The organism is Bradyrhizobium sp. SZCCHNS1050 (genome assembly GCF_032484785.1).
Classification (GTDB): Bacteria; Pseudomonadota; Alphaproteobacteria; order Rhizobiales; family Xanthobacteraceae; genus Bradyrhizobium.
Genome location: NZ_JAUETR010000002.1, coordinates 1,246,779 through 1,262,325, shown reverse-complemented (window position 1 = coordinate 1,262,325; position 15,547 = coordinate 1,246,779). Strand labels below are relative to the sequence as shown.

Below are 15,547 nucleotides of genomic sequence, written 5' to 3'. Positions count from 1 at the left end.
CGGACACAGGTGGTAAAGCCGAGCCGCTTTAATCCGTTACGGTCATACTGGCCGTGCAGGATCGGTTCGTTGAATGGCGCCCAAATCTTCACCGCCGCGAAATCAGACGTCCGCAACGGCAGCTGATCCTGCCGATGATTTGGACAAGCGGGGGCCGGCGGCGGCCGTGCCTGCCGTTCCAAAACCCGGAACAGCGAAGACGTCGGCGACAGAGACGGCTGACGTCGTCGGCGACGATGAGGACGATGACGAGGAGGACGGTGAAGAGGCCGGCCTCGACCTCGACGATGATGACGACGACGAGGATCTCGTCGTCTACACGGCCCGCGAGGCCGCAGGTGCGCTTGCAACCATCTACGGCTTCGTCTCGCCGCTGCTCGCCAGATACAAGAAGATGCTGGCTTTCGTGTCGATCGGCGTCCTGATCGAGACGCTGTTCAACGTCATCATGCCGCTCAGCCTCAAGTTCCTGATCGACGATGCGCTCGGCGAAGAGGATTTCGAGGCGCTCTATCGCATCCTCGGCGTGCTCGCCGCTGCGGGCATCTTCACCTCGATCATTGCCGTGCTCTACGAGCGCTGGGATGCGCGGCTCGCGGCCTGCGTCATCTCGGACGTTCGCACCCGTCTGTTCGATCACGTGCAGAACCTGCCGGCCGCCTATTTCCAGCGTACCAAGCGCGGCGAGATCCTGTCGCGCTTCTCGGTCGACATGTCGGCGTTCGAGAACGTCGTGAAGAGTTTCGCCAACAGCGCTGTGCTGCCGTTCCTCGAGCTGATTGCGGGCATCATTCTGATGCTGTTCCTGAACTGGCAGCTCGCTGCGATCGCGCTGCTGGTGTTTCCGATCACCCTGATCGGCCCGCGTATCCTGACGCCGAAGGCGGTTCAGGCCAATTACGAGCAGAAACTGAACGAAGCGTCGCTGCTCGGCGTGATCCAGGAGAACATCGCGGCGCAAGCCGTCATCAAGGCCTTCAGCCTCCACCGCAAGGTATTCGGCTGGTTCAGCTTCCGCAACGACGCGGCGCGGCGCAAGATGGCCGATGCGATGTTCCTGTCGACCATGGTCGAGCGCACCGTCACGATCTCCGTGCTGCTGCTGCATCTCGTCGTGCTCGCTCTCGGCGCCTATCTCGCCACCAAGGGCCAGATCACGATCGGCACCTTCGTCACCTTCGAGAGCGCATTCTGGGAGGTGTCCTACAACATCGCCCATGTCATGCATTTCGTGCCGGTGTCGATCTCCTCGGCGGCCGCGATCCGGCACATGCAGGAGCTGTTGGACGAGCCGACCCGCGGCGCCGACCGGCCGGGCGCGCCGGATCTGCCCCGCATCAGCCACGACATCACCTTCGAGCGCGTGACCTTCCAGTACGAGGGCAGCGAGACGCCGGTGCTCGACAATCTGAGCCTCAAGCTCGACGTCGGCAAGCGGATCGCGATCGTCGGTCCGTCGGGCTCGGGCAAGAGCACGCTGCTCAACCTGATCCTGCGGCTCTACGTACCCGATGAAGGCCGCGTCACCATCGACGGCGTCGACATCCGCAAGGTGACGCGCGATTCGCTTCGCGGCAGCATGGCCGTGGTGTTCCAGGACAACATGCTGTTCAACATGTCGCTGCGGGAGAACATCCGGCTCGGCAAGGAGGGCGCCACCGACGCGGAGGTGGAGGAGGCGGCCAAGAAGGCCGAGATCCACCGCTACATCATGAGCCTGCCGCAGAAATACGACACCATCGTCGGCGAGCGCGGCGACACGCTGTCCGGTGGACAGCGCCAGCGCATCGCGATCGCCCGCGCCATCATCCGCAACCCGTCCGTGCTGCTGCTCGACGAGGCCACTTCGGCGCTGGACCAGACCACGGAAGCCGCGATCAACCGCACCCTGCTCAAGGTCGCCAAGGGCCGCACCATGATCTGGTCGACCCACCGCCTGACCTCGGTGGTCGAGATGGACGAGATCATCGTCATCTCCGGCGGCCGGGCGATCGAGCGCGGCAGCCACGCCGAGCTCTTGGCGAAGAATGGGACCTATCGCAAGCTCTGGGATGACCAGGGCCATCAGCCGAGCCGGCAGGATCAGGCCGACGACGACAGCGATGACGAGGAGGACGACGACGAGGAGGATGATGACGAGGAATAGACGTTGAGCGGCGCATTGGTCTTCGTCAGCCGCTGCCGAACCCCGCGGCCGAGCGAGACGGCAAAGCGCGCCCAGCGTTGCGCCTGCCAATAGGGGCTGGCCCCGATCGAGACCGATCGGAAATTCCATGCCTTCTCGAGCGACCACGCATCGCAGGCCGTCTTGACCGGGTCCGCATAGAAGGCCGCGATCTTGGCCTCGCCCATGCCGTCAGTCGCCAGCCAGCGCGGAATGTGGACGTTGCAGAGGCGCTCGACATCGGTGAACACCTTGTCGGAACCGGTGCCGGTGACGGGGCAGGTGGTGCAGAAGGCGTCGCCGACGAGCACGACACCCGGCATGCGGTACCCGCTGTTGATGGTGAGATCGGCGGGCCGGACCCGCACCTCGCCGCTCACGGCGTACTCGCCCGTGATCCGCCGCAGGCCGGGCAGGGCGGCGGCCAGCGTTTCGACTGGGTTGCGGCGGATCGCCCGAAGCCAGGGATCATCGACCTCGCGGTAGGCGAACAGGTTCGCCCGCATGCGCTCGCCGATCGGGAACAGGGTGATGTAGGGCACCCGCGCCTTGGCTCGTTCCTGGAAATAGGTCATGGCCGGGAATGGGAAGGCGGAACGGCCGACCGGCGTCAGGTCGAACCCGATCGAGATCGAATGGGCGGGGCTGGTGATCGTGCGGGTGATTCCCAGCATGTGCCGCAGCCCGACGTTCAGCCCGTTGGCGAGCACGACGAGGCGGGCGGAGATCGTCTGCCCGTTGGACAGCACGACCGACTGGCGATCCTCGGTTGGCGTGATCGCTACGGCCTTGGCGACGATTCGCGTCACAGCGCCTGGGATCTGGTCGCGCACCGCCGTCACGAGCGCATCATACGGAATGCCGTATTGCTGGACCTGAGCCCGTTCGAGCACGTAGCCGAATCGGGCGATCCAGTTCTCCGGGGCCAGGGTGGCTTGGGTCAACGCCTTGTCGGCGATCCCGGTGCGACGGAATCGGCCGATCTGCTCGGCACCGGAGATCTTCTCGATTCGAAAGTCGGGCGGGGAGACCGCGTGGGGATCGACGAGAATCGCGGGGATGCCGGCCATTCCGAGCATGGCGGCCGTGATCGAGCCGCTCAGGCCGCCGCCAATGATCGCAATGTCGGTATATTCTGTCACCAGGCGCCTCGTCGCGGCGCCATCCTTGTCGGCCAAAGCCGAAAAAAGCCTTATCTTCGATGTTTCTGGACATGTCCCGGGCTGGAGAGGCGCCTGCACTCGCAGGGCTGTGCGGTCTGCAGATACCTCGGACGGCGGGGGCCCTATCGGGACCGGAAACCGCAGCGGCCAGAAGCGCTTCTTTGCGCGTCCTGCGGCGTCGTTTTGCTTGACTTGGATATTTACCGCTTATAAAAGGCCGGCACTCAACGACAGGCGGTGAGCTTCGCCAGCGTCGGTACGGATCACCCAGACCACCCGAAACCGGGCGGGACGGGCACCACCCTCGACGAATGCCGCTCAAACGCTGTCGATCATAGCTAGGCAATGCCAAAACGATATTAGATCTCTCGAGCTCGTTCTCCTGAGACCAATTTCGGATGCATGACCTCGGTAGGCCGCCCGCCAGCGCAAGCTGACTGGTGGTGATCGCGGTCCTCTGTGGCGTCAAGCGCTTTCCGTTCAGCGATGGACGGTTGGCGCGATTTCGTTTTGCGTGGGTTTTGATCGCGCGAAACGGCCCGGTGAGGCGGGGAACCTCGAACAGAATTTGCGGAAGCCGGTCGCGGTCTCCGTGCGAACGTTGAGAAGGGTGAAGGCCAAGATGCCGACGATCAACCAGCTGATCGCAAATCCGCGCGAAGTGCAGAAGTCGCGCAAGAAGGTGCCGGCGCTGCAGCAGTCGCCGCAGAAGCGTGGCGTTTGCACGCGCGTCTACACCACGACCCCGAAGAAGCCGAACTCGGCGCTTCGTAAGGTCGCCAAGGTGCGCCTGACCAACGGCTTCGAGGTGATCGGCTACATTCCGGGTGAAGGCCATAACCTGCAGGAGCACTCGGTGGTCATGATCCGCGGCGGCCGCGTCAAGGACTTGCCGGGCGTGCGCTATCACATCCTCCGCGGCGTGCTGGATACCCAGGGCGTCAAGAACCGTAAGCAGCGCCGTTCGAAGTATGGCGCGAAGCGTCCGAAGTAAGACGTTCGAGAGAAGCGGGAACAAGATCACATGTCGCGTCGCCATTCAGCCGAAAAGCGTGAAGTGCTTCCGGATCCGAAGTTCGGGAACATCATTGTCACCAAGTTCATGAACTCGGTGATGTACGCCGGCAAGAAGTCGGTCGCCGAAGGTATCGTCTACGGCGCGTTCGGCATCATCGAGGCCAAGACCAAGCAGAGCCCGCTGACGGTGTTCGAGCAGGCCCTCGAAAACGTCATGCCGACCATCGAGGTTCGCTCCCGTCGCGTCGGCGGTGCGACCTACCAGGTGCCGGTCGAAGTTCGTTCGACCCGCCGGCAGGCGCTGGGCATCCGCTGGCTGATCTCGGCCGCGCGCGACCGCAACGAGAAGACGATGACCGAGCGGCTTTCGGCGGAGCTGCTCGACGCCTCGAACAATCGGGGTAACGCCGTGAAGAAGCGTGAAGACGTGCACCGGATGGCGGAAGCCAACCGCGCCTTCTCGCACTATCGCTGGTAACGGCGACCCGAACGGAAATCAGGGAACACACCCATGCCCCGCCAACACGCCATCGAAGACTATCGCAACTTCGGCATCATGGCGCATATCGACGCCGGCAAGACCACGACGACCGAGCGCATCCTCTATTATACCGGCAAGAGCCACAAGATCGGCGAAGTGCACGAAGGTGCCGCGACGATGGACTGGATGGAGCAGGAGCAGGAGCGTGGCATCACGATCACCTCGGCTGCGACCACTGCGTTCTGGAACGGCAAGCGCCTGAACATCATCGACACCCCCGGCCACGTCGACTTCACCATCGAGGTCGAGCGCAGCTTGCGGGTGCTCGACGGCGCCGTGTGCGTTCTCGACTCCAACCAGGGCGTCGAGCCGCAGACCGAGACCGTCTGGCGCCAGGGCGACAAGTACAAGGTTCCGCGCATCGTCTTCGCCAACAAGATGGACAAGACCGGTGCCGACTTCTTCAAGTGCCTGGCCGACATCGTCGATCGCCTGGGCGCGAAGCCTGTTGCGATCCAGCTGCCGATCGGCGCCGAGAACAATTTCAAGGGCTGCATCGATCTCGTGACGATGAAGGCGATCGTCTGGAACGACGAGGCGCTCGGCGCGAAGTTCGACTACGTCGAGATCCCGGCTGATCTCGCCGACCAGGCCAAGGAATATCGCGAGAAGCTGGTGGAGGCCGCCGTCGAGCTCGACGACGACGCGCTCACCGCGTTCCTGGACGGCAAGGAGCCGGACGAGGCGACTCTGAAGCGCCTGATCCGCAAGGCCGTGCTGACCGGCGCGTTCTATCCGGTGCTGTGCGGCTCGGCCTTCAAGAACAAGGGCGTGCAGCCGTTGCTCGACGCCGTCGTCGACTATCTGCCGTCGCCGCTCGACGTGCCTGCGATCAAGGGCACCGACGACAAGGGCAACGAGGTCGTGCGCAAGGCGGACGACAAGGAGCCGCTGGCGCTGCTCGCGTTCAAGATCATGGACGACCCCTTCGTCGGCACGATCACGTTCTGCCGCATCTATTCGGGCATCCTGACCTCGGGCACCGGCGTGGTGAACTCGACCCGCGAGAAGAAGGAGCGCATCGGCCGCATGCTGCTGATGCATGCGAACAACCGCGAGGACATCAAGGAAGCCTATGCCGGCGACATCGTCGCCCTCGCAGGCCTCAAGGAAGCCCGCACCGGTGACACGCTGTGCGATCCGTCCAACCAGGTGATCCTGGAAAAGATGGAATTCCCGGAGCCGGTCATCGAGATTGCGATCGAGCCGAAGTCGAAGGCCGACCAGGAGAAGCTCGGCGTCGCGCTGGCGAAGCTGGCCGCTGAGGATCCGTCCTTCCGCGTGTCGACCGATCACGAGTCGGGCCAGACCATCCTCAAGGGGATGGGCGAGCTCCATCTCGACATCAAGGTCGACATCCTCAAGCGCACCTACAAGGTCGATGCGAACATCGGCGCGCCGCAGGTGGCGTTCCGTGAGCGTATCACCAAGCCGGCCAACGTGGACTACACCCACAAGAAGCAGACCGGTGGTACCGGCCAGTTCGCGGCCGTGAGCCTCGTGGTCGAGCCGAACGAGCCCGGTGGCGGCTACGTGTTCGAGTCCAAGATCGTCGGCGGTGCGGTTCCGAAGGAATACATCCCGGGCGTCGAGAAGGGCATCGAGAGCGTGCTCGGCGCGGGCGTCGTCGCCGGCTTCCCGGTGGTCGACGTCAAGGTGGCGCTGGTCGACGGCAAGTATCACGATGTCGACTCGTCGGCGCTGGCCTTCGAAATCGCCTCTCGTGCGGCTTTCCGCGAGGCGCTGCAGAAGGGCAAGTCGGTTCTGCTCGAGCCGATCATGAAGGTCGAGGTGGTGACCCCGGAAGACTACACCGGCTCGGTCATCGGCGACCTGAACTCGCGTCGTGGCCAGATCCAGGGCCAGGACATGCGCGGCAATGCCAACGTCATCAACGCGATGGTGCCGCTCATGAACATGTTCGGTTACGTGAACAACCTGCGCTCCATGAGCCAGGGGCGCGCGACCTTCACGATGCAGTTCTCGCACTACGCTGAAGCGCCGGCCAACGTGTCGGCCGAAGTCCAGAAGAAGTTTGCCTGATTGTCGTTAGCTCAAGTTAGCGACTGAACGGAGAGTCAAATGGCCAAAGCTAAGTTTGAACGTAACAAGCCCCACTGCAACATCGGCACCATCGGTCACGTCGACCACGGCAAGACCTCGCTGACGGCTGCAATCACCAAGATCCTGGCCGAGACGGGCGGTGCGACGTTCACTGCCTACGACCAGATCGACAAGGCCCCGGAAGAGAAGGCGCGCGGCATCACCATCTCGACCGCGCACGTCGAGTACGAGACCAAGAACCGCCACTACGCCCACGTCGATTGCCCCGGCCACGCCGACTACGTGAAGAACATGATCACCGGCGCTGCCCAGATGGACGGCGCGATCCTGGTCGTGTCGGCCGCTGACGGCCCGATGCCGCAGACCCGTGAGCACATCCTGCTCGCCCGCCAGGTCGGCGTGCCGGCGCTGGTCGTGTTCCTCAACAAGTGCGACATGGTCGACGATCCCGAGCTGCTGGAGCTCGTCGAGCTCGAGGTCCGCGAGCTGCTCTCGAAGTACGAATTCCCGGGCGACAAGATCCCGATCATCAAGGGCTCGGCGCTGGCCGCTCTGGAAGATTCGGACAAGAAGCTCGGCCACGACGCCATCCTCGAGCTGATGCGCAATGTCGACGAGTACATTCCGCAGCCGGAGCGTCCGATCGACCAGCCCTTCCTGATGCCGGTCGAAGACGTGTTCTCGATCTCGGGCCGCGGCACCGTGGTGACCGGCCGTGTCGAGCGCGGCATCATCAAGGTCGGTGAGGAAATCGAGATCGTCGGCATCCGTCCGACCCAGAAGACCACCGTCACCGGCGTTGAAATGTTCCGCAAGCTGCTCGATCAGGGCCAGGCCGGTGACAACATCGGCGCGCTGCTCCGCGGCACCAAGCGCGAGGACGTCGAGCGCGGCCAGGTGCTGTGCAAGCCGGGTTCGGTCAAGCCGCACACCAAGTTCAAGGCTGAGGCCTACATCCTCACGAAGGAAGAGGGTGGCCGTCACACGCCGTTCTTCACCAACTATCGGCCGCAGTTCTACTTCCGCACGACCGACGTGACCGGCGTCGTTCACCTGCCGGAAGGCACCGAGATGGTGATGCCGGGCGACAACATTGCGATGGAAGTGCACCTGATCGTGCCGATCGCGATGGAGGAGAAGCTGCGCTTCGCCATCCGCGAGGGCGGCCGCACCGTCGGCGCCGGCGTCGTCGCCTCGATCATCGAGTAACAACAGCGAATAGGGAATGGCGGGTGGCGAATGGAGATTATCCATTCGCCGTTCGCTACTCGCCACTCACTACTCACAGAAAGATACGGCAATGAACGGCCAAAATATCCGCATCCGTCTCAAGGCGTTTGACCATCGTATCCTCGATACGTCGACGCGCGAGATCGTCAACACGGCGAAACGGACCGGCGCGCAGGTTCGCGGACCCATTCCGCTGCCGACCCGCATCGAGAAGTTCACCGTGAACCGTTCGCCGCACGTCGACAAGAAGAGCCGCGAGCAGTTCGAGATGCGCACTCACAAGCGCCTGCTCGACATCGTCGATCCGACCCCGCAGACCGTCGATGCTCTCATGAAGCTCGATCTGGCCGCCGGCGTCGACGTCGAGATCAAGCTCTAAGTTTTTGGATTCACGTTCGCACCTCACGCGGACATAGAGAAGAACAGGAAGCACGCCGATGCGCTCCGGAGTGATCGCACAAAAGGTCGGGATGACGCGGGTCTTCACGGAGACCGGCGAACATATCCCCGTGACCGTGCTGAAGCTCGGCAATTGCCAGGTGGTCGGTCACCGCACCACCGAGAAGAACGGCTACGTCGCGCTGCAGCTCGGCAGCGGCAGCCGCAAGACGGTCTACATGCCGAAGGCGGAGCGCGGCCAGTTCGCGGTCGCCAAGGTCGAGCCGAAGCGCAAGCTCGCCGAGTTCCGTGTCAGCGAGGATTCGCTGATCCCGGTCGGCGCCGAGATCCAGGCCGACCATTTCGTCGTCGGCCAGTTCGTCGACGTCACCGGCACCTCGGTCGGCAAGGGCTTCGCCGGCGGCATGAAGCGCTGGAACTTCGGCGGTCTGCGCGCCACGCACGGTGTGTCGATCTCGCATCGTTCGATCGGTTCGACCGGTGGCCGTCAGGACCCCGGCAAGACCTGGAAGAACAAGAAGATGCCCGGTCACATGGGCGTCGATCGCATCACCACGCTGAACCTGCGTGTGGTGCAGACGGACGTCGAGCGCGGCCTGATCCTGGTGGAAGGCGCGGTGCCCGGCTCCAAGGGTGGCTGGATCTCGGTGCGCGACGCCGTCAAGAAGCCGCTGCCGAAGGAAGCGCCGAAGCCCGGCAAGTTCAAGGTCGCGGGTGAGCAGGCTGCCGAAGCGCCGGCCGTGCAGGAGGGCGCATAAATGGAACTGAAAGTCACCACGCTCGAGGGCAAGGAAGCCGGCTCCGTCCAGCTGTCCGACGCCATCTTCGGTCTGGAGCCGCGTGCCGACATCATCGCGCGCTGCGTCCAGTGGCAGCTCAACAAGCGTCAGGCCGGCACCCACAAGGCCAAGGGCCGCGCCGAGATCTGGCGCACCGGCAAGAAGATGTACAAGCAGAAGGGCACCGGCGGTGCTCGTCATGGCTCGGCTCGTGTGCCGCAGTTCCGTGGCGGCGGCCGCGCCTTCGGTCCGGTCGTGCGCTCGCATGCGACCGACCTGCCGAAGAAGGTCCGTGCGCTGGCGCTGAAGCATGCGCTGTCGGCCAAGGCCAAGGACGGTGATCTGGTCGTGCTGGAGAACGCCACCCTGGAGGCGGCGAAGACCAAGGCGCTGATCGGTCACTTCTCCGGTCTCGGCCTGACCAACGCCCTGATCATCGACGGCGCCGAGCTGCATACCGGCTTCACCAATGCCGCCCGCAACATTCCGAACATGGACGTGCTGCCGATCCAGGGCATCAACGTCTACGACATCCTGCGCCGTCAGAAGCTCGTGCTGACCAAGGCGGCGATCGATGCGCTGGAGGCGCGCTTCAAATGAAGACCATCGATCCGCGCCACTACGACATCATCATCGCGCCGGTCGTGACCGAGAAGGCGACCTTCGCCTCGGAGCACAACAAGGTTCTGTTCAAGGTGGCCGCCAAGGCGACCAAGCCGCAGATCAAGGAAGCGATCGAGAAGCTGTTCGACGTCAAGGTCAAGAGCGTCAACACGCTCGTCCGCAAGGGCAAGACCAAGGTGTTCCGCGGCAATTTCGGTTCGCAATCGGACAGCAAGCGCGCGATCGTGACCCTCGAAGAGGGCCACCGTATCGACGTGACCACCGGACTGTAAGGCTGAGCTGCCATGGCACTGAAGACATTCAATCCCACGACGCCCGGCCAGCGCCAGCTGGTGATGGTCGATCGTTCGGCCCTCTACAAGGGCAAGCCGGTCAAGGCGCTGACCGAAGGCAAGCAGTCGAGCGGCGGTCGCAACAACACCGGCCGCATCACCGTTCGCTTCCTCGGCGGCGGTCACAAGCAGTCGTACCGCACGGTCGACTTCAAGCGCGACAAGGTCGACGTTCCCGCGACCGTCGAGCGCCTGGAGTATGATCCGAACCGGACCGCCTTCATCGCGCTCGTCAAGTATCAGGACGGCGAGCTCGCCTACATCCTGGCGCCGCAGCGCCTGGCGGTCGGCGACACCATCGTCGCCGGCAACTATGTCGACGTGAAGCCGGGCAACGTCATGCCGCTGGGCAACATGCCGGTCGGCACGATCGTGCACAACATCGAGGTCAAGATCGGGAAGGGCGGCCAGCTCGCGCGTTCGGCAGGCACCTACGCCCAGATCGTCGGCCGCGACCAGGACTACGTGATCGTCCGCCTGAACTCGGGCGAGCAGCGCCTGGTGCACGGCCGCTGCCGCGGCACCATCGGTGCGGTGTCGAACCCGGACCACATGAACACCTCGATCGGCAAGGCCGGCCGCAAGCGTTGGATGGGCCGCAGGCCTCACAACCGCGGTGTCGCGATGAACCCGATCGACCATCCGCACGGCGGCGGCGAAGGCCGTACCTCGGGCGGTCGTCACCCGGTCACTCCGTGGGGCAAGCCTACCAAGGGCAAGAAGACCCGCACCAACAAGTCGACCGATAAATTCATTCTCTTGAGCCGCCACAAGCGGAAGAAGTAAGGAACGACGGACATGGTTCGTTCAGTCTGGAAAGGCCCGTTCGTCGAGGCGTCGCTGCTCAAGAAGGCAGATGCGGCGCGCGCGTCCGGCCGTCACGACGTCATCAAGATCTGGAGCCGCCGCTCGACCATCCTGCCGCAGTTCGTCGGCCTGACGTTCGGCGTCTACAACGGCCAGAAGCACGTGCCGGTGGCGATCAACGAAGAGATGGTCGGCCACAAGTTCGGCGAGTTCTCGCCGACCCGCACCTTCCACGGCCATTCGGGCGATAAGAAAGCCAAGAAGGCTTGAGGATTAAGCGATGAGCAAACCAAAGCGCGAACGGAGCCTCCCCGAAAACGAGGCCAAGGCTGTGGCCCGGATGCTTCGGGTGAGCCCGCAGAAGCTGAACCTGGTGGCGCAGATGATCCGCGGCCGCAAGGCGTCGGCCGCCCTCGCCGACCTGCAGTTCTCGCGCAAGCGGATTGCGGTCGACGTCAAGAAGTGCCTGGAATCGGCGATCGCCAATGCCGAGAACAATCACGAGCTCGAGGTCGACGATCTCGTCGTCTCGCAGGCTTTCGTCGGCAAGGGAATCGTGATGAAGCGTTTCTCGCCGCGCGGTCGTGGCCGTTCGGGCCGAGTTTTCAAACCGTTTTCGCAGCTGACGATCATTGTGCGTCAGGTCGAGGCGAGCGCTTAAAGCAGGCGCTGGGAGAATACGATGGGTCAAAAGATCAATCCGATCGGTCTGCGTCTCGGCATCAACCGGACCTGGGATTCGCGCTGGTTCGCTGGCAAGGCCGAGTACGGCAAGCTGCTGCATGAAGACGTCAAGATCCGCGAGATCCTGCACAAGGAGCTCAAGCAGGCGGCCGTCGCCCGCATCGTGATCGAGCGTCCGCACAAGAAGTGCCGTGTCACGATCCACTCGGCGCGTCCGGGTGTGGTGATCGGCAAGAAGGGCGCCGACATCGACAAGCTGCGCAAGCGCGTCGCCGACATCACCTCGTCGGACGTCGTCATCAACATCGTCGAGATCCGCAAGCCGGAGCTCGATGCGACCCTGGTCGCCGAGTCGATCGCCCAGCAGCTCGAGCGCCGCGTCGCGTTCCGCCGCGCCATGAAGCGCGCCGTGCAGTCGGCGATGCGTCTCGGTGCCGAGGGCATCCGCATCAACTGCTCGGGTCGTCTGGGCGGCGCGGAAATCGCCCGCATGGAGTGGTATCGCGAGGGCCGGGTGCCGCTGCACACGCTGCGCGCCGACATCGACTACGGTGTGGCCACCGCGTTCACCACCTTCGGCACTTGCGGCGTGAAGGTCTGGATCTTCAAGGGCGAGATCCTCGAGCACGATCCGATGGCACAGGACAAGCGGATGAACGAAGGCGGCGGCGAGAGCTCGCAGCCCCGGTCGCGCCGCGACGCGGCCTGATCGATCAGCCGCGACAAGACAGGTTTGAGGGCTCAAAGCCATGATGCAACCAAAGAAGACCAAGTTCCGAAAGGCGCATAAGGGCCGTATTCACGGCGTTGCGTCCTCGGGCGCGACGCTGGCCTTCGGCCAGTTCGGGCTGAAGGCGATGGAGCCGGATCGCGTCACCGCGCGCCAGATCGAGGCCGCCCGTCGTGCCTTGACCCGTCACATGAAGCGCGCCGGCCGCGTCTGGATCCGCGTGTTCCCGGATCTCCCGGTGTCGAAGAAGCCGGCTGAAGTCCGCATGGGCTCCGGCAAGGGCTCGCCTGAATTGTGGGTGGCCCGCGTCAAGCCGGGCCGGGTGATGTTCGAGATCGACGGCGTGAGCAACCAGATCGCGCGCGAGGCGCTGCTGCTGGCGGCCGCCAAGCTGCCGATCAAGACGCGCTTCGTCGAGCGCATTGCGGAGTAATGGTCATGGCCGAGATGAAGATTGCCGACATTCGCGCGATGAGCCCCGATCAGATGGACGATGCGATCGTCAACCTGAAGAAGGAGCGCTTCAACCTGCGCTTCCAGCGTGCCACCGGGCAGCTGGAGAACACCGCGCGGCTGCGTGAGGCGCGCCGCGACATCGCCCGTATCAAGACCATCGCCGCGCAGCAGCGCGCCAAGACGAAGTAAGAGGCTCGACATGCCGAAACGGACCCTTCAGGGCGTCGTCGTCAGCGACAAGCAGGCCAAGACGATCGTTGTGCGCGTCGACCGGCGCTTCACCCACCCGATCTACAAGAAGACCATCCGCCGCTCGAAGAACTACCACGCCCACGACGAGAACAACGAGTTCAAGCCGGGCGACATGGTGTGGATCGAGGAGAGCAAGCCGATCTCGAAGCTCAAGCGCTGGACCGTGGTCCGGGGCGAGCACAAGAAAACCGCCTGAGGCGCGGACCGCGGCCCTCGTCGAAGAGGGCCCGTTTCGCTTTCGGGATCAAACAAGGCGCAGCTTTCCTGCGCAGCAGATGAAGAGGACGAGGTGCATCAATGATTCAGATGCAGACCAACCTCGACGTGGCCGATAATTCCGGCGCACGCCGTGTCATGTGTATCAAGGTGCTGGGCGGCTCGAAGCGCCGCTATGCCACCGTCGGCGACATCATCGTGGTGTCGATCAAGGAAGCCATTCCGCGTGGCAAGGTGAAGAAGGGCGACGTCATGAAAGCCGTCGTGGTGCGCGTCCGCAAGGACATCCGCCGCGCCGACGGCTCGGTGATCCGCTTCGACCGCAATGCGGCCGTCCTGATCAACAACCAGTCGGAGCCGGTCGGCACCCGTATCTTCGGGCCGGTGCCGCGCGAGCTGCGCGCCAAGAACCACATGAAGATCATTTCGCTTGCGCCGGAGGTGCTGTGATGGCTGCCAAGATCCGCAAGGGCGACAAGGTGATCGTCCTGACCGGTCGCGACAAGGGTCGCACCGGCGAGGTGTTCGAGGTGCGTCCCGACGAGGGGACGGCGCTGGTGCGGGGCATCAACCTGGTGAAGCGTCACCAGAAGCAGACCCAGAACCAGGAGGGCGGCATCATCAGCAAGGAGTCGCCGATCCAGCTGTCGAACGTCGCTTATGTCGGCAAGGACGGCAAGCCGACGCGCATCGGATTCAAGATTCAGGCGGACGGCAAGAAGGTCCGCGTTGCCAAGAGCTCGGGAGTTGAGATCGATGGCTGAGACTGCTTACACCCCGCGCCTCCGCACGGAATACGACCGCACGATCAAGAGCCAGCTGACCGAGAAGTTCGGCTACGCCAACGTCATGCAGGTGCCGCGGCTCGACAAGGTCGTGCTCAACATGGGCATCGGCGAGGCCGTGAACGACCGTAAGAAGGCGGAAACCGCCGCGGCCGACCTGTCGCTGATCGCCGGCCAGAAGGCGGTCGTGACCTACTCGCGCGTCGCCATCGCGACCTTCAAGCTGCGCGAGAACCAGCCGATCGGCTGCAAGGTCACCTTGCGCAAGACGAAGATGTACGAGTTCATCGACCGCCTGATCAACGTCGCGCTGCCGCGCGTCCGCGACTTCCGCGGCCTGAACCCGAAGAGCTTCGACGGCCGCGGCAACTATTCGCTCGGCATCAAGGAGCACATCATTTTCCCCGAGATCGACTTCGACAAGGCCGGGGAGAGCTGGGGCATGGACATCACGGTGTGCACCACCGCGACGACCGACGACGAGGCCCGTGCCCTTCTGACCGCATTCAATTTCCCGTTCCGGCAGTGAGCAGCTGACTTCAAGCTTCTCAAACGCGGATACCCAGGAGCCAAGCATGGCAAAGAAGAGTTCAATCGAGAAGAACAACCGGCGCAAGCGGATGGCGAAGAACGCCGCCCCGAAGCGCGCCCGGTTGAAGGCGATCATCGCCGACAAGTCCAAGCCGATGGAGGAGCGCTTTGCCGCGACCCTGAAGCTGGCCGAGATGCCGCGCAATTCGTCGGCGACTCGCATCCGCAACCGGTGCGAGCTGACGGGCCGGCCGCGGTCGAACTACCGCAAGAACAAGCTGAGCCGCATCGCGCTGCGCGAGCTCGGGTCCAAGGGCCTGGTTCCGGGCCTCGTGAAGTCGAGCTGGTAAGGAGGGTCGCACCATGTCAACGCACGATCCCATCAGCGATCTGATCACCCGCATCCGCAACGCGCAGATGCGCTCGAAGTCGAAGGTCTCGACGCCTGGCTCGAAGATGCGCGCCAGCGTGCTCGAGGTGCTGAAGTCCGAAGGCTACATCCGTGGCTATGCCACGCTGGAGCATCCGTCGGGCCGGAGCGAGATCGAGATCGAGCTGAAATATTTCGACGGCGAGCCCGTGATCCGCGAGATCGAGCGCGTCTCCAAGCCCGGCCGCCGCGTCTACACCTCGGTGAAGAATCTGCCGCGTGTGAACAACGGGCTCGGAATTTCTGTTTTGTCGACGCCGAAGGGAATCATGGCCGACCACAGCGCGCGTGACGCGAATGTCGGCGGTGAAGTTCTCTTCACGGTGTTCTGAGAAGGATTGAG

22 protein-coding genes are annotated in these 15,547 nt (G+C 63.8%); 21 read left to right on the top strand and 1 reads right to left on the bottom strand.

Translation table 11 applies throughout. The annotated features are described in order from the left end of the window. The first annotated feature begins 73 nt into the window (after positions 1 to 73). A complete protein-coding gene (locus QX094_RS30275; RefSeq protein WP_315714566.1) occupies positions 74 to 2,146 on the top strand; it encodes an ABC transporter ATP-binding protein in 2,073 nt (690 codons plus the stop codon). Here the strand turns inward: QX094_RS30275 and QX094_RS30270 are convergent. Beyond that, entirely contained in the window at positions 2,083 to 3,306 is a 1,224-nt protein-coding gene (locus QX094_RS30270) for an NAD(P)/FAD-dependent oxidoreductase (protein WP_315714565.1), read from the bottom strand. The genes QX094_RS30275 and QX094_RS30270 overlap by 64 nt on opposite strands. A gap of 643 nt (positions 3,307 to 3,949) precedes the next feature. On the opposite strand from QX094_RS30270, the gene rpsL reads away from it, so the two are divergent. The 20 genes from rpsL to rpsH all read left to right on the top strand — a co-directional run bounded on the left by rpsL (position 3,950) and on the right by rpsH (position 15,536). After that, positions 3,950 to 4,321: a 30S ribosomal protein S12 gene (gene rpsL, locus QX094_RS30265; RefSeq protein WP_006611834.1), complete on the top strand. Its 372-nt coding sequence runs from the start codon at positions 3,950 to 3,952 to the stop codon at positions 4,319 to 4,321. A 30-nt stretch (positions 4,322 to 4,351) separates the two neighbouring features. Beyond that, positions 4,352 to 4,822: a 30S ribosomal protein S7 gene (gene rpsG / locus QX094_RS30260; protein WP_006611835.1), complete on the top strand. Its 471-nt coding sequence runs from the start codon at positions 4,352 to 4,354 to the stop codon at positions 4,820 to 4,822. Positions 4,823 to 4,855: 33 nt separating this feature from the next. Then, positions 4,856 to 6,928 carry an elongation factor G gene (gene fusA / locus QX094_RS30255; protein ID WP_315714564.1) on the top strand — a complete coding sequence of 691 codons (2,073 nt, stop codon included), beginning with the start codon at positions 4,856 to 4,858 and terminating at the stop codon, positions 6,926 to 6,928. Between the two features lie 39 nt (positions 6,929 to 6,967). Then, entirely contained in the window at positions 6,968 to 8,158 is a 1,191-nt protein-coding gene (tuf, locus tag QX094_RS30250; RefSeq protein WP_006611837.1) for an elongation factor Tu, read from the top strand. A gap of 91 nt (positions 8,159 to 8,249) precedes the next feature. Next, complete coding sequence (gene rpsJ / locus QX094_RS30245) at positions 8,250 to 8,558, top strand: 30S ribosomal protein S10 (protein WP_002712302.1); 309 nt, start codon at positions 8,250 to 8,252, stop codon at positions 8,556 to 8,558. 58 nt (positions 8,559 to 8,616) lie between these two features. Continuing rightward, entirely contained in the window at positions 8,617 to 9,336 is a 720-nt protein-coding gene (rplC, locus tag QX094_RS30240; RefSeq protein WP_006611838.1) for a 50S ribosomal protein L3, read from the top strand. Next, positions 9,337 to 9,957, top strand: a complete 621-nt coding sequence (gene rplD / locus QX094_RS30235) for a 50S ribosomal protein L4 (RefSeq protein WP_315714563.1) — start codon at positions 9,337 to 9,339, stop codon at positions 9,955 to 9,957. Next, positions 9,954 to 10,253 carry a 50S ribosomal protein L23 gene (locus tag QX094_RS30230; RefSeq protein WP_172108066.1) on the top strand — a complete coding sequence of 100 codons (300 nt, stop codon included), beginning with the start codon at positions 9,954 to 9,956 and terminating at the stop codon, positions 10,251 to 10,253. Before rplD ends, QX094_RS30230 begins: the two co-directional genes overlap by 4 nt. Positions 10,254 to 10,265: 12 nt before the next feature. Next, positions 10,266 to 11,099 (top strand): 50S ribosomal protein L2, encoded by an 834-nt coding sequence (rplB, locus tag QX094_RS30225; RefSeq protein WP_006611841.1) that lies wholly within the window; start codon positions 10,266 to 10,268, stop codon positions 11,097 to 11,099. 12 nt (positions 11,100 to 11,111) lie between these two features. Further along, positions 11,112 to 11,390: a 30S ribosomal protein S19 gene (gene rpsS, locus QX094_RS30220; protein ID WP_006611842.1), complete on the top strand. Its 279-nt coding sequence runs from the start codon at positions 11,112 to 11,114 to the stop codon at positions 11,388 to 11,390. Between the two features lie 10 nt (positions 11,391 to 11,400). After that, positions 11,401 to 11,781 (top strand): 50S ribosomal protein L22, encoded by a 381-nt coding sequence (gene rplV / locus QX094_RS30215; RefSeq protein WP_315714562.1) that lies wholly within the window; start codon positions 11,401 to 11,403, stop codon positions 11,779 to 11,781. A gap of 21 nt (positions 11,782 to 11,802) precedes the next feature. Then, positions 11,803 to 12,513, top strand: a complete 711-nt coding sequence (rpsC, locus tag QX094_RS30210) for a 30S ribosomal protein S3 (RefSeq protein ID WP_012045041.1) — start codon at positions 11,803 to 11,805, stop codon at positions 12,511 to 12,513. A gap of 40 nt (positions 12,514 to 12,553) precedes the next feature. Next, positions 12,554 to 12,967, top strand: coding sequence for a 50S ribosomal protein L16 (gene rplP, locus QX094_RS30205; RefSeq protein ID WP_008963467.1), 414 nt, complete (start codon positions 12,554 to 12,556; stop codon positions 12,965 to 12,967). A gap of 5 nt (positions 12,968 to 12,972) precedes the next feature. Continuing rightward, a complete protein-coding gene (gene rpmC, locus QX094_RS30200) occupies positions 12,973 to 13,179 on the top strand; it encodes a 50S ribosomal protein L29 (protein WP_006611846.1) in 207 nt (68 codons plus the stop codon). Positions 13,180 to 13,189: 10 nt separating this feature from the next. Further along, the gene (gene rpsQ, locus QX094_RS30195) at positions 13,190 to 13,438 is read left to right on the top strand and encodes a 30S ribosomal protein S17 (protein WP_212358258.1); all 249 of its coding nucleotides are present in this window, start codon (positions 13,190 to 13,192) and stop codon (positions 13,436 to 13,438) included. A 101-nt stretch (positions 13,439 to 13,539) separates the two neighbouring features. Beyond that, entirely contained in the window at positions 13,540 to 13,908 is a 369-nt protein-coding gene (gene rplN, locus QX094_RS30190) for a 50S ribosomal protein L14 (protein ID WP_006611848.1), read from the top strand. After that, positions 13,908 to 14,222, top strand: coding sequence for a 50S ribosomal protein L24 (gene rplX, locus QX094_RS30185; protein ID WP_315714561.1), 315 nt, complete (start codon positions 13,908 to 13,910; stop codon positions 14,220 to 14,222). The genes rplN and rplX overlap by 1 nt, the downstream gene beginning before the upstream one ends. Beyond that, on the top strand, positions 14,215 to 14,772 hold the full coding sequence (gene rplE, locus QX094_RS30180; protein ID WP_172108070.1) for a 50S ribosomal protein L5: 558 nt from the start codon (positions 14,215 to 14,217) through the stop codon (positions 14,770 to 14,772). The genes rplX and rplE overlap by 8 nt, the downstream gene beginning before the upstream one ends. Positions 14,773 to 14,818: 46 nt before the next feature. Further along, entirely contained in the window at positions 14,819 to 15,124 is a 306-nt protein-coding gene (rpsN, locus tag QX094_RS30175; RefSeq protein WP_315714560.1) for a 30S ribosomal protein S14, read from the top strand. A 13-nt stretch (positions 15,125 to 15,137) separates the two neighbouring features. Continuing rightward, a complete protein-coding gene (gene rpsH / locus QX094_RS30170) occupies positions 15,138 to 15,536 on the top strand; it encodes a 30S ribosomal protein S8 (RefSeq protein WP_315714559.1) in 399 nt (132 codons plus the stop codon). The last annotated feature ends 11 nt before the right edge of the window (positions 15,537 to 15,547 follow it).